Source organism: Pseudomonas sp. RIT778 (genome assembly GCF_019718735.1).
Classification (GTDB): Bacteria; Pseudomonadota; Gammaproteobacteria; order Pseudomonadales; family Pseudomonadaceae; genus Aquipseudomonas; species Aquipseudomonas aphyarum.
This window is the reverse complement of the sequence record NZ_JAIHBA010000055.1, coordinates 1-21934: the sequence shown is the minus strand read 5'-3', so window position 1 is coordinate 21934 and position 21934 is coordinate 1. Positions and strand designations below refer to the sequence as shown.

Here is a 21934-nt window from a genome sequence, read left to right as displayed (position 1 = left end):
CTTAGCCCGTTTTGCCTTCGCGGGCATTGCGGGCGAAATCGATAAACGCCTTGAGCGGCGCCGGTACGTGGCGTCGGCTCGGGTAGTACAGATGGAGGCCGGGATAGTACGGGCACCAGTCCGCCAGCACCTGTACCAGCCGCCCACTCGCCAGGTGTTCCCGGGCCATGTCCTCGAACACATAGGCCAGACCCAAGCCCTGCAATGCGGGGCCGATCATCAGGCTGACATCGCCCAGGGTCAGCGGGCCGTTGACCTCGATTTCCTGAACGATGCCACCGCGTTCGAATTCCCAGCGGTACAGCGCGCCGCTGGGAAACCGGTGACGGATGCAGGGCAGGGCGTGCAGATCCTCCGGTTTTTGCGGCGCGGTGTGCCGCTCCAGAAACGCCGGTGAAGCGACCACCACCGAACGCAGGGTCGGGCCGATCGGTAGTGACACCATGTCCGCCTCCAGCCGATTGCCGAACCGCACCCCGGCATCAAAACCGCCGGCGACGATATCCAGCAGCGCGTCGCTTTCGACCACTTCCAGGCGGATGTCCGGATAGGCTTGCAGGAACGCCCCGGCAATCGGCAGCAGCACCAGTTCGCACGCTTGGCGCCCGGCAGTGATGCGCAGGTTACCGGAAGGTTTGTCGCGAAAGTGGTTGAGGTCTTCGAGGGCGTCGTCGATGTCGCGAAACGCCGGTTTCAGCCGCGCATACAGCCGTTCGCCAGCTTCGGTCAGGGCGACGCTGCGGGTGGTGCGATTGAACAGGCGCACGCCGAGGCGATTTTCCAGCGCTCGCAATGAATGGCTCAGGGCCGACGGTGTCAGGCCCAGATCCACCGCTGCACGACTGAAATTCAGATGCTGGGCAATGCAGAGAAAGATCGACAGATCCGCCGTGGACGGGTTTTTCATTTGTGAGCGCCTTTCACAAAGTCATGCAAATTTGTTGGGATTATCACATCAGTAGCACGGCTTTAAAGTCGACTCAACTCATCAAGAAGGCCCGGCAATCTCGCCAGGGTCACCGACAGGAGGAGTTGATATGCGTACCTGGCTCATTACCGGAGCTTCCCGTGGTTTTGGCACCCTTATCGCTGAACAGGCCCTGCGTGCCGGTGACGCGGTGATTGCCACCGCCCGCAACCCGCAAGACATCACCGACCGCCTCGGCGATCACCCGAACCTGCTGGCGGTGCGCCTCGATGTCACCCGCGAAGAAGAAGCCCACCAAGCGGTGGCTGCAGGCATCAAGCGCTTCGGCCGTATCGACGTGCTGATCAACAATGCCGGCTTCGGCGTGTTGGGCGCCGTTGAAGAAACCAGCGCCAGCGAAACCGAGCGCCTGTTCGCCACCAACGTGTTCGGTCTGCTCAACGTCACCCGCGCCGTGCTGCCACATATGCGCGCCCAGCGTAGCGGACGGGTCATCAATATCTCGTCGATTGGCGGTTATCAGGCTTACATGGGCTGGGGCGTCTACGGCTCGACCAAGTTCGCGGTGGAAGGCATCAGCGAAGCCCTGCATCAGGAACTGGCGCCTCTGGGCATCCATGCCACGGTGGTCGAACCGGGCTTCTTCCGCACCGACTTCCTCGACGAGCAATCGCTGATCAAGACCGCACTGGTGCTGCCGGATTACGACGAAACCGTCGGCAAGATGCGCACGTTTGCCGAAGCGGCCAACCATGCACAACCGGGTGATCCGCTGAAGTTTGCCGAAGCGATGCTGGCGCTGGTCAACGCACCGAACCCGCCGCAGCGGCTGGCGCTGGGCAGCGACACGATTGCGCGGATCGAAGCGAAGAACCGCTTGGTGGCGCAGGAGTTGGCCGAGTGGAATGAGCTGGCGCTGTCCACGGATTTCAAGGACTGACACAAAACCTGTGGGAGCGGGCTTGCCCGCGAAGGCGGAGTGTCAGGCACCTTAAACGGAGACTGACACTCCCTCTTCGCGGGCAAGCCCGCTCCCACAGGGTTTATCGGATCGACCGGATCAACGGCGATCCAGCCACACCGTCTGCGCATTGCAGAACTCGCGAACGCCGAAGTGCGACAGCTCACGGCCGAAACCGCTTTTCTTCACGCCGCCGAAGGTCACGCGCGGGTCGCTGGCGGAGTAGCCGTTGATGAACACGCCGCCGGTTTCCAGTTCGCTGGTCAGTTGCTGGGCCAGGGCGACGTTGGCGGTGTAGATCGTGGCAGTCAGACCGAACTCGCTGTCGTTGGCCAGTGCCACGGCGTGAGCGCAATCGCGGGCGGTGATGATCGAGGCCACCGGGCCGAACAGTTCCTGCTTGAACGAAGTCATGCGGTCGGTGACATCGGCCAGTACGGTTGGCTCGTAGTAGTTGCCCGGCCCTTGGCCTTTGCCGCCGCCGAGCAGCAGGGTGGCGCCTTCTTCCAGGGTGTCGCGCACTTGTTGATCCAGTTCGTCACGCAGATCGAAACGGGCCATCGGGCCGATGTAGTTGTCGGCGGACAACGGATCGCCCATCTTTAACTGGCGGGTGGCTTCGACGAATTTGCGGGTGAATTCTTCGACCACGCCTTCTTCGATGATCAAGCGTTTGGCGGCGGCGCAGACCTGGCCAGAGTTCTGGTAACGACCGATGACTGCGGCTTGCACGGCTTCGTCGATATCGGCGTCGTTGAGCACGATGAACGGGTCGGAGCCGCCCAGTTCCAGCACGCATTTCTTCAGCGCGGCACCGGCCTGTGCGCCGATGGCCATGCCGGCGCGGACGCTGCCGGTCAGGGTCACGGCAGCAATGCGCGGGTCAGCAATGGCGGTGGACACGCCTTCCGGGGTGACGTTGATCACTTCGAACACGCCATCGGCAAAACCGGCGCGGGTGAAGGCGTCGCGCAACAGATAGGCGCTGCCCATCACGTTCGGCGCATGCTTGAGCACGTAGGTGTTGCCGGCGATCAGCGCCGGGACTGCACCGCGCAGCACTTGCCAGATCGGGAAGTTCCACGGCATCACGGCGAGGATCGGGCCGAGTGGGCGGTACTCGATGCGCGCCTTGCCGCCTTCGACCGGCGTCGCTTCGGCGTTGAGCATGGCCGGGCCGTGTTCGGCGTACCACTCGCAGAGCTTGGCGCATTTCTCGATTTCACCACGGGCCTGGGCGATCGGCTTGCCCATTTCCCGGGTGATCATGGTCGCCATGTCTTCGCTGCTGTCACGCAGCGCACCGGCCAGGGCGGTCAGGGCGCGGGAGCGATCCTGCAGCGGTTTGCGTTTCCACTTGTTGAAGCCGAATGCGGCGCGGGTCAGCGCGGCGTCGAGAGCTTCGGCGGATTCGAAGGCGTAGTGACCGATCTGCTCGCCGGTGGCGGGGTTGATCGAGATGGCGTGGGTCTGGCTGGAAATCGGGCTCATGGCATCGTCCTGCGAGGTCAGTGGATGCGCTCAGAGTAGGGTGGCGTTTGGTTTCTGGAAACTGAATAATAAAGAGCGTTTCTTTCACGATTGGAGAATGGCTGTGGATCTGGTGCAACTGGAAATCTTCAAGGCCGTTGCCGAGCACGGCAGCATCAGCGCGGCGGCGGCGCAGATCCATCGCGTGCCGTCGAACCTGACGACCCGCATCAAGCAGTTGGAGGAAGACCTGGGCGTCGACCTGTTCATTCGCGAGAAAAGCCGCTTGCGCCTGTCGCCGGCCGGCTGGAGCTTTCTCGAGTACGCGCGACGGATTCTCGACCTGGTGCAAGAAGCGCGAGCCACGGTGGCCGGCGAGGAACCGCAGGGCGCGTTCCCGCTGGGGTCGCTGGAAAGCACGGCGGCTGTGCGCATTCCCGGATTGCTGGCGACCTATAACCAGCAACATCCCAAAGTCGATCTGGACCTGTCGACCGGGCCGTCCGGGACGATGATCGACGGTGTGCTTTCCGGGCGACTGGCGGCCGCGTTCATCGACGGCCCTGTTTTGCACCCGGCGCTGGAAGGCATCCCGGCGTTCGAAGAGGAAATGGTCATCATCTCGCCGCTTCATCACGGGCCGATCCAGCGTGCTGCGGATGTGAACGGCGAGAACATCTATGCGTTCCGCTCGAACTGCTCCTATCGCCATCACTTCGAAAAATGGTTCAGCACCGATGCTGCGGTGCCGGGCAAGATTTTTGAAATGGAGTCCTATCACGGCATGCTCGCCTGCGTCAGTGCGGGTGCCGGCCTGGCTTTGATGCCGCGCAGCATGCTGCAGAGCATGCCCGGTTGCGCGACGGTAAGTGTCTGGCCGCTAGCGTCGGATTTCCGCTATCTGACGACGTGGCTGGTATGGCGGCGGGGCACGGTTTCGCGCAGTCTGAGCATGTTTGTGCGCTTGCTGAAAGAGCGCGGTGTGGTGCGCGCAGAAGAGAATTGACACGTTGTGTCATGGTTGTATCTTAGGCGTCCTGTTTCGCAATATAAAAAACTATACAGCGCTAACGATTAGCCAGAAGGAATCAGCGATGACCACAGCCCTGAGCGGAAAAGAAGCGGTAGGTGAGCGTTTTGTGCTGGAAACCATGCGCCACGCCCAGCAGTTGACCTGGAAGGCCGTGGACGAGATCGCCAAGGCGATCAAACCCGGGATGCGCGAGTCGGAAGCCCATGCACGGGGCAAGGAAATCCTCGTTGAACTGGGCATGGACCGGATCTGGCATCCGCTGTTGATCCGCTTCGGCGCCAACACGCTGAAGACTTTCAAGGAACGTTCCGACGGCGATCCGGTGCTGGGCGAGAACGACATTTTCTTCATCGACATGGGCGTGGTCTGGGAAGGTCACGAAGGCGATGCCGGGGCGACGTATGTCACCGGTTCCGATCCGCAGATGATTGCCTGCGCGGCGGCCTCCAAAGACCTCTTCGACAAGGTCGAAGTCTTCTGGCGTAAGGGCGTAACCGGTGTCGAACTGTACCGTTACGCCACCGATCAGGCCGAGACGATGGGCTGGAAGCTGAATCTGGACATCAAGGGCCACCGGGTCAGCGATTTCCCTCACGCGATTTATCGGGGTGGCAATCTGGGTGACTTCGATCAGGCTCCGAATGCCGGTGTGTGGATTCTGGAAATCCAGATCGAACACCCCGAGCTTCCGTACGGTGCTTTCTATGAAGACCTGCTCATTTGATTGAATAGCTTGCCCGGTTCGGAGATTCGCCGAACCGGGCATTTTTTATTGGCCGTCGATGCTGCGGGGCAGGTCGAGCGGATTACCGTCGCGCAACACCTCCGGCAGCAACGCATCGGGAAAGCCCTGATACGCCACCGGCCGCAAGAAACGCTCGATTGACGTCATGCCGACCGAGGTGAAGCGACTGTCTGAGGTGGCCGGGAACGGCCCGCCGTGTACGGTGGCGAAGGTCACTTCCTGCGGATGGGCGAAGGCGTTGACCACGATGCGTCCGGTGCGGCGTTCGAGGATCGGCAGCAGACGCCGGGCCAGATCCAGATCGCGATCTTCAAGGTGAATGGCTGCGCTGAGCTGACCCTTGAACGAACGGGCAACTGCCAGCAGCTCTTCCTCATCGCTGACCGTCACCAGCAGTGCAGCCGGGCCGAACACTTCATGGGCCAGCGCGGTTTCGTTGAGAAAGTGCTGGCCACCGACTTCCAGCAACGCCGAGCGGCCCTCAAACTGGCCATCCGACGGCGCGCCGACCGCCACCAGATTCGCCCCCACGCTTTCCATTGCCACCAGCCCCTTGACGTATGAACCGTGAATCCCCGGCGTCAGCATCGTGCGCGCCGGCGCTTCGCTGACCCGCTTGATCATGGCGCTGCGCAGCGCTTGCAGACCTTCACCCTCGACCGCGATCAGGATCGACGGACACAGACAGGCTTGCCCGACATTCACCAGCATCCGCTCGACAAAGCCATCGCCGATTTCGCCGCCACGTGCGGACAGCGCTGCGGGCAAAATGAACGTCGGATTGACGCTGGTCATTTCGGTGAAAACCGGAATCGGATCAGGCCGCAACTGCGCGCGACGATAAAGCGCCATGCCGCCCAGCTCTGAACCGGTGAACGTCACCGCTTTAATCAAAGGATGATCGACCAGCGCCTCACCGATGGCATTGCCGCCACCGCGCACCATCGAAAAAACACCCTCGTGCAGGCCATGCGTCTGCACCGCTTTACGAATAGCGCGAGCCTGAATTTCCGAGGCGCCGGGATGCGCGTTATGGGCCTTGAGAATCACCGTCGCACCGGCCGCGAGTGCCGATGCGGTGTCGCCGCCGGCCACCGAATAGGAGATCGGAAAATTGCTCGCACCGAAGATCGCCACCGGGCCGATGGCGACTTTCTGCAGGCGATGATCCATCCGTGGTCGCGGCTGGCGATCAGGTTGCGCCGGGTCGATCGCCAGTTGCAGAAAGCGCCCCTTGCGCACCACCTCGGCGAACTGACGGAACTGGGTCGCGGCCCGGGCGGCTTCGCCTTCGAGCTGCGCCTGAGGCAGGCCGGTTTCCAGCGCCGCACGGGCGGCCAGTTCCTCACGGACGGCGTCGAGATTGTCGGCGATGCTTTCCAGAAACGCCGCGCGTTCGGCCAGCGAGGTGTGGCTGTAGCTGTCGAAGGCCGCATCGGCGAGGGTTGCCGCCTGATCGACCTGCGTCGCACCGCCGAAGGCGAATTCCGGTTCGATCAGCGTATTGGTTGCCGGATTCAGCGCCTTCATCGTGCCCTCGGTGGCGTGCACGTCAGCGGCGCCGATCAGCAGGTGGCCGGTCAGACTCATTTCGCTTCACCCTGGGACTGAAGAGTGGCGATCAGTTCGTCTGTGGTGGTGATGACATGGGCGAAGGTCGGGCCGTTGAGTTCGTGGGCGGCGTGCATCATTTCCTCTTTGAACGCGGCAGTGGCGTCGCGCACCAGCGTGACGTGATAGCCGAGTTCCGATGCATAGCGCGCGGTGGCTTCGATGCAGGTGTTGGCCAGCAGGCCGACGATGATCACGTGGGTGATGCCTTGCTGTTTCAGGCGAAAATCCAGGTCGGTGTTGGCGAAACCGCTGGAGCCCCAGTGTTCCTGAACCACGATGTCGCCGTCCTTCGGCGCGAAATCCGGGTGCCATTCACCGCCCCATTCGCCGCGCGCGAAGTGGTGCATGTGCATGATCTTTTGTTGGGTCGGGGTTGGGTGATCCCAGTTCTCGTAGTCGCCTTTGACCCAGCGGTGATGCGGTACGATGACGACCGGAATTGGCAGGGCCCGCACGGCGCGATCGAGTTTGCGCAGGTTGTCGAGCAGACCGTTCTGCTCGGCCATCGGCTTGATCAGCGGAAAGATCTTGCCGCCGTCCGAAAGAAAATCGTTGTACGGATCGACCAGCAGGTAGGCGGTTCTGTCGAGCGGATAGAGAGGTTTCGACATGACGATGTACTCCGGCAATGAGAGTGATCGATGCTCAGGGCTTGTTCCCGCATCGTGTTGATATGATAATCATAGTAACTGTGAAAGAGGCAAGCCCTGATGGCTGTAAACGATAGTCTTCCCGACACGCTGTGCCCGATTTCCCGGGCCGAGTCGATCGTCGGCGACCGCTGGACGGTGCTGGTTTTGCGCGAATTGTTCATGGGCAGCCATCGCTACGACGAGATCCTGGCCCAGACCGGCGGTACGCCGCAGATGGTCGCCGCCCGTCTGAAAAGCCTGGAGGCGGACGGGCTGGTCGAGCGCCGCTTGTACAACGAGCGGCCGAAACGCTACGAGTACCACCTCACCGCGAAGGGCGAGGCGTTTTACCCGGTGGTGATTGCGTTACGCGCCTGGGGCGAGACCTGGTGCAAGTCGCCGGAGGAAGGGCTGGCGGTGAACATGACCCACAAGAATTGCAACCACAGCGCCGGCCTCGGGCCGTTGTGCGATCACTGCGGTGAGGTGTTGCGCCGTGAGGATCTGATCAGCCAGCCGCAAGAGGCGTACGCCGCGGAACGACAGGCGCGGCGTGAGGCGTTCAAGGCGAAATAGGCGATTCCAGCCAACGCAAAAAAGGCCCTCACTTTCGAGGGCCTTCGTGTATCAGCGCAAAACGGATGACTTACAGATTGTTCACCAGCTTTCCGGAGGTCAGCCGCCGACGATAAGCACTGTCACGGGTCGCCAGCCAGAAATACAGCGGCGAGGTCACCAGCAGGCCAACCAGCCAGGACAGGTCCGCGCCGTTGATGTGTGCCGACACCGGGCCGACGTACAGCGGCGTGTTCATGAACGGAACCTGCACCGCGATACCGATCGCGTAAGCCAGCAAGGCCTGCGGGTTGTAACGGCCGTAGATGCCGCCATCGACCTGGAAGATCGAGCCGATGTCGTACTGGCCTTTGTGGATGGCGTAGAAGTCGATCAGGTTGATCGCGGTCCACGGCACCAACACCACCAGCAACACCAGCACCATGTCGACGAAGTGGCCGATGAAGTCTGCCGAAGCGCCGACCGCAGCGAAGCAGCAGGCCAGCAGGACGATGATCGAAATCACGGCGCGGCTCTTGGCGGTCGGAATCCAGCGGTAGGCAAAGGTCTGCACCAGCGTGATCAGCGACAGCACTGCGCCGTACAGGTTGAGGGCGTTGTGGCTGATCACGCTGAGCAGGAACAGCACCAGCATCAACGGGCCGATGGCGCCGGTGGCGAGTTTCACCGCGTCCATGGTGTCCATGCCCACCGGGGTTGCCAGTACGGCGACCGCGCCGAACACGAACGACAGGCTCGAACCCAGCGCCGATCCCAGATAGGTCGTCCAGAAGGTCGCCGCCACCGGCACATTCGCCGGCAGGTAACGCGAGTAGTCCGACACGTAAGGCGCAAACGCGATCTGCCACAGCGCCGCCAGCGACACGGTGGCGAGCCAGCCCGAGATGTTGAAGCTGCCGCGAGTGAGGAAATCATCGGTCTGGATGTGGGTGAGGATGTAACCGAAACCGACCACGATGCCGATTCCCAGCACCCAGGTGCCGATGCGGTTGAGCACGTGGATGAAGCGGTAACCGATGATCCCGATGATCCCCGAACCCAGCGCGCCGATGACGATGCCGACCGGCACCGGAACGCTGTCGACCACGCCATGCAGCGACTTGCCGGCGAGCACGATGTTGGAGGCGAAGAAACCGATGTACATGACGCCGGCGATTAACACCACCAGCAGCGCGCCGAGGGAGCCGAACTGCGCGCGGCTCTGGATCATCTGCGGAATGCCCATCTGCGGGCCCTGCGCCGAGTGCAGCGCCATCAACACACCGCCGACCAGATGGCCGACCAGAATGGCGACGATGCCCCACACCAGGTTCAGGTGAAACAACTGCACGCCGAGGGCGCCGGTGACGATGGGCAACGGCGCGATATTGCCGCCAAACCAGAGGGTGAACAGATCCCGAACCTTTCCGTGGCGATCTTCGGGCGGCACATAGCCGATCGTGTGTTTCTCAATGAGCGGTGCGGACGTTGTTGCAGAGGTGGCCATGACGAACTCCAAGGCAAGGACGAGTACGTGGACGTACTTCAGTGAGCGCCGGCACGGACGGCGCATTTCTTGTTGGGGTTGATCATGGGCAAGGAAAGGGGAGAGATAAATTAGTAGTTTTGTTGCTTCAGGCGTTAAAAAAACGAGGCTCTCCGGTCAGTTGAAAACGCTCTGTCTCAAGTGTTTTAGCGCCATGAACGACAACGCAGCTGATCTCCATCGGAGCAGCTGTCTGTCGGTGAACCTGTGGCTTGGCTGCGGGTTGAGTCCAGCAGCCAGACCGGTTTTTTCAGAGGCGAATCGAAGCCAGCATTCGTTGCAGCATCTCATCGCAGGCCGTGAGCTGATCGACGCTGACGAACTCGTCCGGCTTGTGGCCCTGATCCATGCTGCCGGGACCGCACACCACCGTGGGAATCCCCACCGCATCAAACAGTCCGCCTTCGGTCCCAAACGCAACAGTGCCGAAATCGTCCGAGCCACAGAACGTGGCGATCAGTTCCGCAGCCTGGCTTCGGGCATCCGTCGCCAGCCCCGGATACGCCGACAATTCGCTGAACCGAATATCGCTCTGCTCGTTGACTGCCCGCATGCGCGGCAGCATTTGCTGCTCGGCGTAGGCCTTGAGTTGTTGGGCGACAAGCGCCGGATCCTGCGAGGGCAGGGCGCGGATTTCGAAGTCGAAACGGCAATCGGCGGGAACAATGTTCAGCGCCTTGCCACCGTTGATCACGCCGGTTTGCACCGTGGAGTACGGCGGGTCGAAACGCGGATCGAAGTGTTCATCCTTGAGTTGCCGACCGATGCGTCCCAGCTCGCCGATCAGCTCGGCGGCGCATTCGATGGCGTTCACTCCAAGTGGCGCGTAGGCCGAGTGACAGGCGTGACCCTGGACATCGCAGCGCATCGCCAGCTTGCCCTTGTGCCCGAGTACCGGTTTGAGTTCGGTCGGCTCGCCGATGATGCACAGCAACGGTTTGACCGGACGCTGCTCCAGCACCTTGAGCAGCGAGCGCACGCCGAGGCAGCCGACCTCTTCGTCGTAGGACAGGGCAATGTGCACTGGCATGCGCAGCGGTGCTTCGAGCAACGACGGCACCAGCGCCAGCACGCAGGCGATGTAGCCTTTCATGTCCGCCGTGCCGCGACCGTAAAGCTTGCCGTCGCGCTCGCTGAGTTCGAACGGCGGCAGCGTCCATGGCTGACCATCGACGGGCACCACATCGGTGTGCCCCGACAGCACGATGCCCGGCTGATCGGCCGGGCCAATCGTGGCGAACAGGTTGGCCTTGCTGCGCTCATCGTTGTAGATCAGCTCGCACGGCACATCGAAACTTTCGAGGTAGCTGCGCACGAAGTCGATCAATTGCAGGTTGGACTCGCGGCTGGTGGTGTCGAACCCCACCAGCGTCTTGAGCAACGCGACGCTGTCGCTCATCGGTCGTCTCCGGCAACCCCGTAACCCGGCGCCTTGGCCGGGTCGAGGGCGCGGTCGATGTAGTCCTGAAGCTGCGGGCGATAGGCGTCCCAGAGTTTCTGCAATTGGCCGATCGGGTCTTCATCGGCCCAGTCCACCCGCAGGTTGACGATGGGCCAGGTCAGTTCACCGACCACGACCACGGCTGCCGAATGCACCGGGCCTGCTTCACCGCCCAGGGCCTGAGCGGCGTGCAGGGCGTTGATCAGGCGATCGGCCAATTGACCTTCGCCTTCTTCGAACGCGCTGACCATGGCTTCGATCACCGAGCGCCCGGCGAGCATGTTGCCCGCCGCCACGCATTGTTCGCCTGACACGGCGTTGTGCACGCCGAGGGTCTGCGCGCCGCTGAAATGCGCGGTCTGGCCGAGGTGGTTGATGGCCGTGATCTGCCGGTACTGACTGTAGCCGTTGCAGGTCAGCACCTTGTCCAGCGCCGCCTCGGGCGCCAGGCCTTGCTCCATCAAGGCGAGCACTTCCGGGCCGAGCGACGGCAGGGTGATGTTCTGGCTCGACACCGCGCCGACGCCCGGCAACAGCCACGGGCAACGGGCGCCGACGGCGATGCTGGAGGAGCTGATGGCGATGCCGAACTGACCGGTTTCGGGGCAACGGGCGGCGATGGAAAATGTCATGTGTGGCCTCCTTTCGCTAAGGTCGAATTACTCGGGAATCACCGCAACCACATCAATTTCCATCAGCCACTGCGGCTGACCCAGAGCCGACACCACCAGCCCGGTGGAGATCGGGAACACGCCTTTCAACCATTTGCCGACTTCCTGGTACACCGGCTCGCGGTAGCGCGGGTCGATCAGGTAAGTGGTGGTCTTGACGATATGGCTCAGGTCGCTGCCGGCCTCTTCGAGCAGTTGCTTGACGTTGCGCATGGCCTGTTCGGTCTGCGCGCGCGGGTCGCCGAGGCCGACCAGCTCACCATCGAAATTGGTGCCGACCTGACCACGGACATACACGGTGTTGCCGGCGCGTACGGCCTGGCACAGGTCGTTATCCAGGGTCTGGTTCGGGTAAGTGTCCTTGGTGTTGAACATGCGAATGCGGGTGTGGGTTGGCTGACTCATGTGCGGCTCCTGACGAAATCGGACCCGGCGCGACGGGCGCCGGGATTGAAGAAGGAAATCAAGCGTCGACGGTGTCGACAGCGTTGTTGTGCAGCGCGGCTTCGCGTTGTTCGGCATCGCGATAGGCCAGGTATTTGCGCTGGGTGGCGATGTGATCGGCCACGTGCTTGGCGTCGTGCCACACACCCCAGATGAACGACGAGCCGCGTCGCGACTGCCACGGCAGACCGAGGAAATACACGCCCGCTTCGCTGGACACGCCGCGCTGGTGCTGCGGCTTGCCGTTGTCGTCGAACGCGGCAACTTTCAGCCACGAATAGTCCACGGCAAACCCGGTGGCCCATATGATCGAAGTGATGCCGGCGGCGGCCAGATCGAGATCGGCCAGCGGGTTTTTCACGCATTCAGGATCCGGATACGTTTCGCGGGCCTCCGGTTCCAGCGGCAGATCGAGGCCGTTGCGTTCGATGTAGGCGTCGGCGGCATCCAGCAGCGCGAGGTAGTTCTCGTCGCCACGCTTGAGGTTGTCGCGCAGGTCCTGTTTGAAGGTCACCACGCCGTCGCTGAACGATTCGGTGACGCCGACCAGGGTCATGCCGCGATGGGCCAGACCACGGAAGTCGATAGTACGGCCACCGTGGGCGCCGCTGACGGCGATGGTCACGTGCTCGCGGCCGGGTTTCATCGCGGCCTGGTCCCACTCGCCGAGTACGCCCAGCCACCAGCAGAAATCACGGTTGCGGTAAGCGCGAGGAGGGCGATCGTGAGCGCCGACCGAGAGGTAAACCTGCTTGCCCGAGCGCTGCAATTCATCGGCAATCTGTACGCCCGACGAACCGGCACCGACCACCAGCACTGCGCCGGCCGGCAGTTGTTGCGGGTTGCGATAGTCGGCCGAGTGGATCTGCAGCAGACGCTCATCTTTCGGCGCAATCGCCGGGATCACCGGACGCTGGAACGGACCTGTTGCAGCGACGACGCGGGCCGCTTCGATCACGCCTTCGGAGGTCTCGACGGTGAAGCCCGGGCGCCCCACATTACGCACCACGCTTTTCACATCGACGCCGGTGCGGATCGGCGCGTTGAATTTCTTCGCATAGGCTTCGAAGTAATCGGCGACACGTTCTTTGTGGGCGAAACCGTCCGGATCGACGTCGTCGAATTCCATCCCCGGAAATCGGTCGTGCCACGCCGGACCGTTGGCCACCAGCGAGTCCCAGCGCCCGGTGCGCCAGCGTTCGGCAACGCGGTTGCGCTCCAGCACCAGGTGCGGCACACCGAGTTTGCTCAGGTGTTCACTCATGGCCACACCCGCTTGACCGGCGCCGACAACAAGCGTGTCTGTTTTTATTATTTCAGTGGTCATCTCTGATCCCTTCTCACGAGGCCGTTGGATTCAGGTCGCTGTCGACCTGTTCTCTGTGCTTGGGATCAGACTAGGGAGGGGGGGGTTATCGGTAAAATATTATTAAGCTGGCATGTGAAGATAAAAACGTGATGCAGAGGCCTGAAAGCCCCGTAAATACGGGGCATCACCTTGGCACCGGAATCCGGGACAACAAAAAAAAGGACCGCCGACAGGGTAGTCGACGGCCCTTTTCAAGGCGTGTTCAGATCACAAGGACTCAGCGATCGAGAAACGCCAGCAGGTCTTCATTCAATTGCTGCGCATGGGTCACCGCAAAGCCGTGCGGTGCGCCTGCGTAGACTTTCAGCTCGGCGCCCTTGATCTGCGCAGCCGCTTGTTTGCCGGTGGTTTCGAACGGGACAATCTGATCGCCATCACCGTGAATCACCAGCGTCGGCACATCGATTTTCGCCATGTCCGGGCGGAAGTCGGTTTCCGAGAAGGCGGTGACGCAATCCACGGTGCCTTTGAGCGAGGCCAGCAGCGCGATGTTCAGGGTTTGGGTCAGCACGCCATCGGAGACTTTCTGACCCTGATTGGTGCCGTAGAACGGGGCGTTGAAGTCAGCGATGAACTGCGCGCGATCCTTCAGCAGGCCGGCCTTGATTCCGTCGAACACCGACTTGTCGACGCCTTCGGCAAAGTCCGGTTTCTTGCCGAAAAGCGGCGTCACCGCGCCCAGCAACACCAGCCCAGCGACGCGCTCGCTGCCGTGGCGCGCGATGTAGCGGCTGACATCGCCGCCACCCATGGAGAAGCCGACCAGGGTCACGTCACGCAGATCCAGGTGCTCGATCAGCTGCGCGATGTCGTCGGCGAAAGTGTCGTAGTCGTAGCCGGTCCACGGTTGCTCGGAACGACCGAAACCACGACGGTCAAAGGCGATGGTGCGATAGCCGCGGCTGCTCAGGTACTCCATCTGGTATTCCCACATGTCGCCATCCAGCGGCCAGCCGTGGCTGAACAGCACGGGCTTGCCGCTGCCCCAGTCCTTGAAATAGATCTCGGTGCCGTCTTGGGTCGTGAACGTGCTCATGAAAACTCCTTGGGTGTGGGCCTGCGTGGATGCCGTGATGGCAGCGTTCACTATCGCGACAAAGGGCATTGGCCACTTGTACGCAGGTGCTAAGTTTCGTGGCGCACGCGTTAACGGTTTGGCGACATGAGTTGTAAGATGCAACCGCATCGAACCTGCCGTTTTGCCGGAGACACCCCAAATGAAGCGCAAAAGCCTTGCGGGCAATGCCTGCCCGATCGCCCGCACACTCGACCTGATCGGTGACTGGTGGTCGTTGCTGATCATCCGCGATGCGCTGGAAGGCATCAGTCGTTTCAGCGATTTCGAGAAGAGCCTGGAGATTGCCAAGAACATGTTGAGCACCCGGCTCAAAGGGCTGGTGGAACGCGACATCCTGTGCCTGGTGCCGGCGTCCGATGGCAGCGCTTACAAGGAATACGTGCTGACGGAAAAGGGGCGAGCGTTGCAAACCGTGATCGTTGCGTTGTCGCAGTGGGGCGGGGAATTCATGTTCGAGCCTGGCGAGCCGGGGTCGGTGATGGTGGATGCGCAAAAGCGTCAGCCGATCAGGAAGCTTGAGTTGCTGTCGGCCGATGGTCGGGTGCTGGCGCCGGACGATGTGGCGACGAAACTGGCGGTTGAGCACTGAGAGGAAACTGAAAAGCAGGTCCCGGATGACATTTACTGATGCCGCTGGTCGGCAATACACATTTAGTAATAACAAAAATTGACGTCAGAATAGTGGCTCATTACTATCGCGCCACTATTTTGATATCAGTTTCCGTCTCGAGGGATCGAACATGTACTCACCCGCCCTTGGGGCGAGGTTGTGCCTGGCTTTGCTGTGCCTGTCTCCGCTTAACGCTGTATTTGCTGCACCTACTCCTGGTGAAACCGACCTGATCCGTGAACGCCAGGATCGACTGCTCGACGAGCAGCGCCGTCGCATCGAAGAACTCAAAGACCTGCCGGGCAAGGAAGCCAGGCCAGTTCAACCGGTGACGCCGACCGACACCCGTTGTTTCCCGATCAAGGACATCGAGCTCAAAGGCGCCGACAGCCTGTCGGACAGTGACAAGGCGCGTCTGCTCAAACCGTACATCGGCCAGTGCCTGGGCGTGGCGCAGCTCAATGAACTGCTCAAGACCATTACCGACCACTACATCGAGAAGGGATTGGTGACCAGCCGTGCCTATCTGCCGCAGCAGGATCTGTCTGCCGGGCACCTGAAAGTGCTGGTGGTCGAAGGCAAACTTGAAGGCTTGAAAGGCGCCGACAACAGCAAACTCTCTGAGCGTGAGTTGTCGATGGCCTTTCCCGGCAAGGCCGGCGAACTGGTCAACCTGCGCGAGATCGAGCAGATGGTCGATCAGCTCAATCGACTGCCGTCCAATCAGGCCAGGATGGAATTGTCTCCGGGCAAGAACGTCGGCGGCAGCGACGTGCTGGTCAACAACGCGGCGCAAAAGCCTTGGCGCGCAGGCCTGTCGCGCAGCAACGACGGCCAGCGCAGCACCGGTGAACAGCAGTGGGGCACCACGTTCGATTGGGACAGTCCGTTGGGTCTGGCCGATCAGTTTAGTTTGCGCGGCGGTCACGATGCGATGTCTGATCACCAGCACACCTCCAACAACGCGATGCTCAACTACAACGTGCCGTGGGGCTGGTGGAATTTCAGCTACACCTACAGCCAGAGCGAATACCGCTCGCTGATCGCCGCCAGCGGCTTCAATTTCAAGCAGACCGGTGACAGCGAAAACCATCAGCTGCGCGCCGAGCGGGTGATCCACCGCGACTCGGTCAGCAAGACCTCCCTCAGCGCCGGACTTTCATATCTGCGCACCAACAACTTCATCGAAGACAGCAAGCTCAAGCTGAGCAGCAACCGCATCAGCGAAGCGCAGTTCGGCTTCAACCACGGACGTCGTATCGGCAGCGCCTTCGTCAACTTCGACGCCGGCATGCAGGAAGGCATCGGTGCATTCGACGCTCAGGGCAGCCACGACCCGGGCCCCGGCGAGCCGGACGCGCGCTACCGCAAATACACCGCGACCCTGAGCTATCTGCAGCCATTCAAAGTGTGGGGCGAGTCCTTCACCTTCAGCAGCCTGATGACCGGTCAGCGCAGTGAAGACGTGTTGTTCAGCCCACAACGCACCAGTCTAGGCGGGCTGTCGTCGATCCGTGGCTACAAGGATCAGTCGTTGTCCGGCGACAGCGGCGGCTACTGGCGCAACGACCTGCGCTGGGCGCGCCCGGTGAGCGCCGAATGGCTGCGACCGGTGTTCGCCGAGTACGGCACCAGCCTCGGCTACGACCAGGGCGTGATCCGTGGCGACCGCTACAACGGCGACCAGCACGGGCGCATGTCGAGCAACTCGCTGGAGCTGTTTGCGCGTGGCGAACACGTGGCAGCCAGTGTGACTTTTGCCCATTCCCTGGAACGACCGGCCGCACTGACCGAGCGCGAAGCGCCGATCTATTTCCGCCTGGATTTCTTTATCTAATTCTGCCTGCTCCGAGATTCTAATATGGACATTCGCCACCTGGCTTTTCTGGCCAGTCAGCCTTCTGCTGCCGTAAAAAAACGCGAACGCTTCTGGGGCATGCCCAAACGCGGCCTGGCGTTCCTGCTGGCCAACGTCATGTTCTGGCAGCCGATGTGGGCGCAGGCAGACGGAATTGTGGTCAGCGCGCCCGGCACCACGCTCGACCGGGCGGGCAACGGCGTGCCGATCATCAACATTGCCACGCCCAACGGCGCAGGGCTGTCGCACAACCAGTTCCACGATTACAACGTGGACGCCCAAGGCCTGATCCTCAACAACGCGACCAGTCGTACTCAGCTGACGCAGATGGGCGGGATCATTCTAGGTAACCCGAACCTGCGTGCAGCGGCTGCGCAAACCATCCTCAACGAAGTCAACGGTGGCAGTCCGAGCCAGTTGCGCGGTTACACCGAAGTGGCGGGGCAGTCTGCCCGGGTGATCGTGGCCAACCCGTACGGCATCAGTTGCAACGGGTGCGGATTCATCAATACACCGCGTGTGACCTTGACCACCGGTAAACCGGTACTCGATGGCGCGGGTCGGCTGGATCGTTTCCAGGTCGATCAGGGCAGCGTTTCCATCGATGGCAAAGGTCTGGATGCCAGCGCCGTCGACAGCTTCGAAATCATTACCCGCAGTGCGCAGATCAACGCGCAGATCCACGCCAAACGCCTGAACATCACCACCGGTCGCAACGATGTAAACGCCGAAACGCTGAACGCCACCGCGCGTGCCGATGACGGCAGCGCCAAGCCGCAGCTGGCGATCGACTCTTCGGCGCTCGGCGGGATGTACGCCGGGGCAATCAAACTGGTCGGGACCGAGGCCGGTGTCGGCGTGAAACTGGCAGGCGAACTGGCGGCCAGCGCCGGTGATATCCAGATTGACGCCAATGGCCAACTGACGCTGGCCAAAGTCACGGCCAGCAATGCGGTCGACATCAAAGCCAAGGGTCTCGAAGCCCAGCAGTCCGTTTACGCGGGCACGCAACTGGCGGTGCAAACCGCACAGGATCTGGTCAACCAGCAAAGCCTTGCTGCCAGGGACAGCGTTCGCCTGACCAGTGGCGGCAAACTGGTCAATGCCGGCGTGATCGAGGCCGGGGTGAATGCGGACAACAGCCGCAACAGCAATGGCGATCTCACCCTCAACAGCGGCACCGTGAGCAACCGTGGCAGTGTGTTGGCCAGTCGCTCGCTGAGCGCCAATATCGCAGGTTTGTTCGATAACCAGAACGGTATCGTTCAGGCCAAAAACGTCGCGCTGAGCACCACTCGCCTGGTCAACCAAGGTACTGGTGCGCGGATCTACGGCGAAACCAGCCTTGCTTTCAATGTCCCGGCCATCGTCAACCTCAGCGGCTTGATCCGCTTCGCCGATGGCCAGGCGGCAACACTCTCCGTCGACAATCTGGACAACCGCAAAGGCCGGATTGAAATCGCCGGCGGCAGCCTGAAACTCAATGCACGGGCGTTGCATAACGACGACGGCAAAATCATCGCCGGACGTCTGGATATCGATACCCGACAACTCGACAACGCTGGCGGCCTGATTGCTGCCAGCCAAAGCGCAACCAAGGTTGTCGCCCGCGAGCGTCTGGACAACGGCAAAGGCAAGATCCAGGCAAAAACCGACCTCGTCGTATCGGGCGCGGAGCTGCTCAATCAGGGCGGTACGTTGGCCGCCGATTCGATTCGGATCACCGGCACTCGGCTGGACAACAGCAGCAAGGGTGTCATCAGTGCCGAAAACGGCAATGTCGATCTGACGCTGGATCAGGATCTCGACAACCACGACGGCAAGGTTCAGGCATCGAAACGCTTGAGCATCGCTGCCCAGAGCATCGACAACCGCAATGCCAGCCTGACCGGCAAAACCCTCGGGTTGACCAGTCGCGGCAAACTCGACAACACCCAAGGCACGATCTCATCCGATGACAGCGTGCTGGCCAGCGAAGACCTGGACAACACTCAGGGCCTGATTCAGGGCAACACGACCCTGAACCTGACCGTCCGTGATCTGGACAACACCAACGGCCAACTGCTCGGCGGTGTAGTCGATGCGACGCTGGACAATCTCACCAGCAATGACAAAGGCGCGATCAGCGCCGAGACCGGCAAGCTCACGCTGGTCGTCAACAAGCACCTGAACAATGCCTTGGGTCGATTGCAAGCCAGCCAGGGTGACGTGGATGTTCACGCCGGCAGTGTCGACAACCGCAAGGGTGTGGTGGCTGCGCAACAGTTGCTGTTGGTCGCTCGCAATGGCCACATCGACAACCGTGGCGGGCGGGTGATCGGCGATCGCCTCGACCTGCAAGCCGCCAGCCTCGATAACGGCGAGGGCGGTCTGTTGGCGGCGGGTGTTGACGGCGCTCGGCTGATTCTCAAGCAAACCGTTGCCGGTCAGTCGCAACTGCTCAATCAAAAGGGCCGGATCCAGAGCGACGCTGACCTGTACATCGAAAGCGACACGGTCGACAACCGTGCCGGTGTCCTGCTGGGCAAAACCATTGAAGTCAACGCGACCGAACTGAACAACAGCGACAAGGGCGGCATCGTCGGCACGGGCGGTGACATTACGCTGAAAATCGCCGGGGTCTTCAATAACGTCACGGGCGTGGTCGACGCCGCTGAGCAGCGCCTGCTGCTCGAACAACTGGTCGAACTCGACAATCACGGCGGCACATTGCGCGGCCAGCGTCTGGACATCACCAGTACGTCCATCGACAACCGTGACGCGGGCCAGATCATTGCGGGCAGCGATGGTCTGAAAATCGTCGGCAGCACCGTGCTGAATCAGCAGGGTGCAATCCTCGCCAATGGCAGCCACGCAGAACTCGCGCTCGGCGCCGGCAACCTGCAGAACCAGGGCGGTACGCTACAGGCCGACACCCTCGACATCACCAGCGCCGAGCTCGACAACAGCGCAGTCAACGGCAAGGCCGGTTTGATCTCCAGCCTGCTGGGCGATTTGAAGTTGACGGTGACACGTCTGACCAACCGCGCCGGCAAGATCTTCGGCAAAGACCAGGTCGTTTTCGATGGCTCCAGCCTGGACAACGCGGGCGGTGAGATCAGCGGCAATCGACTGGGCCTCGAAGCGGTCAGTCAGATTCTCAATCAGGGCGGACTGATCGAGTCGGCGACGGACCTGAAACTGATCGGCGGCCAACTGAACAACAGCGCTGGCGGGCAGATTCGTGCACTGGGCGGAGCGTCCAGCCAGATCAAACTGACTGGCAACCTGAACAACCAGAACGGCGTCATCGAGATCGGCAGCCAGGATCTGGAACTTGCCGGCGCCCAGCTCAACAACCTCAGCGGCAGCGTTCGTCACGCGGCTCAAGGGCTGTTTGATCTGGATCTGAGCAACCTGACCGGCGCTCAAGGCAGTCTCACCGGCCTGGGCAAAGGCGTTTGGGATATCGCTTCGGTCAATGGCGTGGGCACCTGGCAATTGAACGGCGGCCTGACCTACACCAGCACGCAGGGTCTGACACTCAACGCCGGGGATCGTATTGCCAGTGCCTCGGCACTCAAACTGAATGTTGCAAGCCTGGAAAATGCCGGCGAACTGGCCAGTGACGGTGACCTTACGCTGAGCCTGGGTGGCAACCTGATCAACAGCGGACGGGTGTCCGCCAAACAAAAACTGGTTATCGGCGCCAACGACCTGATTCAGCGGGATGGTCGTCTGGTCAGCGGTGGCGACACCGAGCTGACGCTGAGCGGCACGCTCGACAACCTGGGTCGACTGATTGCCAACCAGAACCTTACGGTCTCCGCTGCGCGGATCGACAACAAAGGCACGTTGGGCGCACAAGGCAATCTTCTGTTCAATGCCACCAACGGCATCAGCAACGGCCCTGACACGCTGCTGTTCAGCGGCGGCACGATGGAACTGCACGGCAACAGCCTGAGCAACTTCTATGGCGATATCTACAGCCGCGGCAAGCTGACATTCGACGCGGTGGGCGGTGGCCGGGCCTCATCGTTCAGCAATCTGTCGGGCACCCTCGAAGGTGAAGGTGACATCGACATCAACGCCGTTTCGTTTGAAAACTCCAAGGCCGAATTTGAAATCACCTCGGGGCAGTCGTCCGGCAGCCTGAGCTGGGTGTGTGGCCAGCATTGCGGCGGCGGTGACGGCTGGAAGCGCGGCACTATCACCATCACCACCGATTTCAACGACCAGGTCTTGAAGGACTCTCGCGCAGCACGGTTTGTCGCTGGCAAGAACCTCACCATTCATGCCAATAACGTCGAGAACCGCTACAGCCTGCTGGCCGCGAACGGCGATCTGACCGTGTCTGCCGACAGTCTGCTGAATCAGGGGGCCGTGTCGCGCTCGGGCCATCGGGTGGTGAAGATCGGTACTCCCGGGCACATCGACAACAGCCTCTGGGACAAGATGGAGTTCACCGACATCCCGGCCTTCAACGCGGCAACCGCTGCGGGCAACTTCGACGAGGAGCGCTTCAACGAACTGGTCAGCCGCTCCAGCGACTCACGCTTTTCGCAGATGAGTGACGTCACCACTTGGGATGAAAACGGCAACAACGTCTATTCGGCGGTGCTCCAGGCCGGTGGCAAAGTCAAACTGGACGTCGCTCACAGCATCCAGAACGGCACGCTCTACGACAACACCTACGATCAACTGACCGGCAAGCTCTCCAGCGATCAGACGACCTCGGTCGGCGGCATCAACATCAACCTGGGCAAGCACAGCACCGACGCCAGCGCCCAGGCGCCGAAAGACGTCACCCGGATCGAGCGCGTGGACGCCGATGGCGTGAAGCAGATCAGCTTCGTGCCTGTCGACTTCAAAGGCGTGCCGTTTGCCGCTGTGGATCCGACGGCGTCCTCGACATTCCGTCTGCCGAAAGGCCCGTACGGCATGTTCGTGCAGAGCTCGAATCCGCAGAGCCGTTACCTGATCGAAACCAACCCGGAGCT

17 protein-coding genes are annotated in these 21934 nt (G+C 61.6%); 7 read left to right on the top strand and 10 right to left on the bottom strand.

All coding sequences use genetic code 11. The features are described from left to right. Position 1: 1 nt before the first annotated feature. Positions 2–907: a LysR family transcriptional regulator gene (locus tag K5E37_RS28180; protein ID WP_085602983.1), complete on the bottom strand. Its 906-nt coding sequence runs from the start codon at positions 905–907 to the stop codon at positions 2–4. A gap of 130 nt (positions 908–1037) precedes the next feature. On the opposite strand from K5E37_RS28180, the gene K5E37_RS28175 reads away from it, so the two are divergent. Next, positions 1038–1868 (top strand): oxidoreductase, encoded by an 831-nt coding sequence (locus K5E37_RS28175; RefSeq protein ID WP_085602985.1) that lies wholly within the window; start codon positions 1038–1040, stop codon positions 1866–1868. Between the two features lie 120 nt (positions 1869–1988). Here the strand turns inward: K5E37_RS28175 and K5E37_RS28170 are convergent, their stop codons facing one another. Beyond that, positions 1989–3380 carry an aldehyde dehydrogenase family protein gene (locus tag K5E37_RS28170; RefSeq protein WP_221535719.1) on the bottom strand — a complete coding sequence of 464 codons (1392 nt, stop codon included), beginning with the start codon at positions 3378–3380 and terminating at the stop codon, positions 1989–1991. Between the two features lie 103 nt (positions 3381–3483). Between K5E37_RS28170 and ptrR the strand changes: the two genes are divergently transcribed. Both ptrR and K5E37_RS28160 read left to right on the top strand, forming a co-directional pair. Continuing rightward, positions 3484–4365, top strand: coding sequence for a putrescine utilization regulator PtrR (ptrR, locus tag K5E37_RS28165; protein WP_221535725.1), 882 nt, complete (start codon positions 3484–3486; stop codon positions 4363–4365). Between the two features lie 88 nt (positions 4366–4453). Beyond that, positions 4454–5116 carry a M24 family metallopeptidase gene (locus K5E37_RS28160; RefSeq protein ID WP_221535718.1) on the top strand — a complete coding sequence of 221 codons (663 nt, stop codon included), beginning with the start codon at positions 4454–4456 and terminating at the stop codon, positions 5114–5116. A 45-nt stretch (positions 5117–5161) separates the two neighbouring features. Here the strand turns inward: K5E37_RS28160 and K5E37_RS28155 are convergent, their stop codons facing one another. Both K5E37_RS28155 and K5E37_RS28150 read right to left on the bottom strand, forming a co-directional pair. Further along, positions 5162–6727, bottom strand: coding sequence for an aldehyde dehydrogenase (NADP(+)) (locus tag K5E37_RS28155; RefSeq protein ID WP_221535717.1), 1566 nt, complete (start codon positions 6725–6727; stop codon positions 5162–5164). Continuing rightward, on the bottom strand, positions 6724–7362 hold the full coding sequence (locus K5E37_RS28150) for an isochorismatase family cysteine hydrolase (protein WP_221535716.1): 639 nt from the start codon (positions 7360–7362) through the stop codon (positions 6724–6726). The genes K5E37_RS28155 and K5E37_RS28150 overlap by 4 nt, the downstream gene beginning before the upstream one ends. Before the next feature lie 99 nt (positions 7363–7461). Between K5E37_RS28150 and K5E37_RS28145 the strand changes: the two genes are divergently transcribed. Beyond that, positions 7462–7959 carry a helix-turn-helix domain-containing protein gene (locus tag K5E37_RS28145; RefSeq protein ID WP_207983034.1) on the top strand — a complete coding sequence of 166 codons (498 nt, stop codon included), beginning with the start codon at positions 7462–7464 and terminating at the stop codon, positions 7957–7959. 70 nt (positions 7960–8029) lie between these two features. Here the strand turns inward: K5E37_RS28145 and K5E37_RS28140 are convergent, their stop codons facing one another. The 6 genes from K5E37_RS28140 to K5E37_RS28115 form a co-directional block, all read right to left on the bottom strand. After that, positions 8030–9445: a cytosine permease gene (locus K5E37_RS28140; RefSeq protein WP_221535715.1), complete on the bottom strand. Its 1416-nt coding sequence runs from the start codon at positions 9443–9445 to the stop codon at positions 8030–8032. A gap of 289 nt (positions 9446–9734) precedes the next feature. After that, positions 9735–10883: an acetylornithine deacetylase gene (gene argE, locus K5E37_RS28135; RefSeq protein ID WP_221535714.1), complete on the bottom strand. Its 1149-nt coding sequence runs from the start codon at positions 10881–10883 to the stop codon at positions 9735–9737. Next, positions 10880–11557, bottom strand: coding sequence for a DUF1028 domain-containing protein (locus K5E37_RS28130; RefSeq protein ID WP_221535713.1), 678 nt, complete (start codon positions 11555–11557; stop codon positions 10880–10882). Before K5E37_RS28130 ends, argE begins: the two co-directional genes overlap by 4 nt. Before the next feature lie 27 nt (positions 11558–11584). Beyond that, positions 11585–12001, bottom strand: coding sequence for a RidA family protein (locus K5E37_RS28125; protein ID WP_007950460.1), 417 nt, complete (start codon positions 11999–12001; stop codon positions 11585–11587). Between the two features lie 58 nt (positions 12002–12059). Next, the gene (locus K5E37_RS28120; RefSeq protein WP_085603004.1) at positions 12060–13367 is read right to left on the bottom strand and encodes an NAD(P)/FAD-dependent oxidoreductase; all 1308 of its coding nucleotides are present in this window, start codon (positions 13365–13367) and stop codon (positions 12060–12062) included. 259 nt (positions 13368–13626) lie between these two features. After that, positions 13627–14445, bottom strand: coding sequence for an alpha/beta fold hydrolase (locus tag K5E37_RS28115; protein WP_085603006.1), 819 nt, complete (start codon positions 14443–14445; stop codon positions 13627–13629). Between the two features lie 181 nt (positions 14446–14626). On the opposite strand from K5E37_RS28115, the gene K5E37_RS28110 reads away from it, so the two are divergent. The 3 genes from K5E37_RS28110 to K5E37_RS28100 form a co-directional block, all read left to right on the top strand. Next, complete coding sequence (locus tag K5E37_RS28110) at positions 14627–15076, top strand: helix-turn-helix domain-containing protein (protein WP_221535712.1); 450 nt, start codon at positions 14627–14629, stop codon at positions 15074–15076. Positions 15077–15227: 151 nt separating this feature from the next. After that, positions 15228–16934, top strand: a complete 1707-nt coding sequence (locus K5E37_RS28105) for a ShlB/FhaC/HecB family hemolysin secretion/activation protein (RefSeq protein WP_221535711.1) — start codon at positions 15228–15230, stop codon at positions 16932–16934. Between the two features lie 24 nt (positions 16935–16958). After that, positions 16959–21934: filamentous hemagglutinin N-terminal domain-containing protein (locus K5E37_RS28100; RefSeq protein ID WP_221535710.1), on the top strand; the 4976-nt coding region annotated here is incomplete at its 3' end.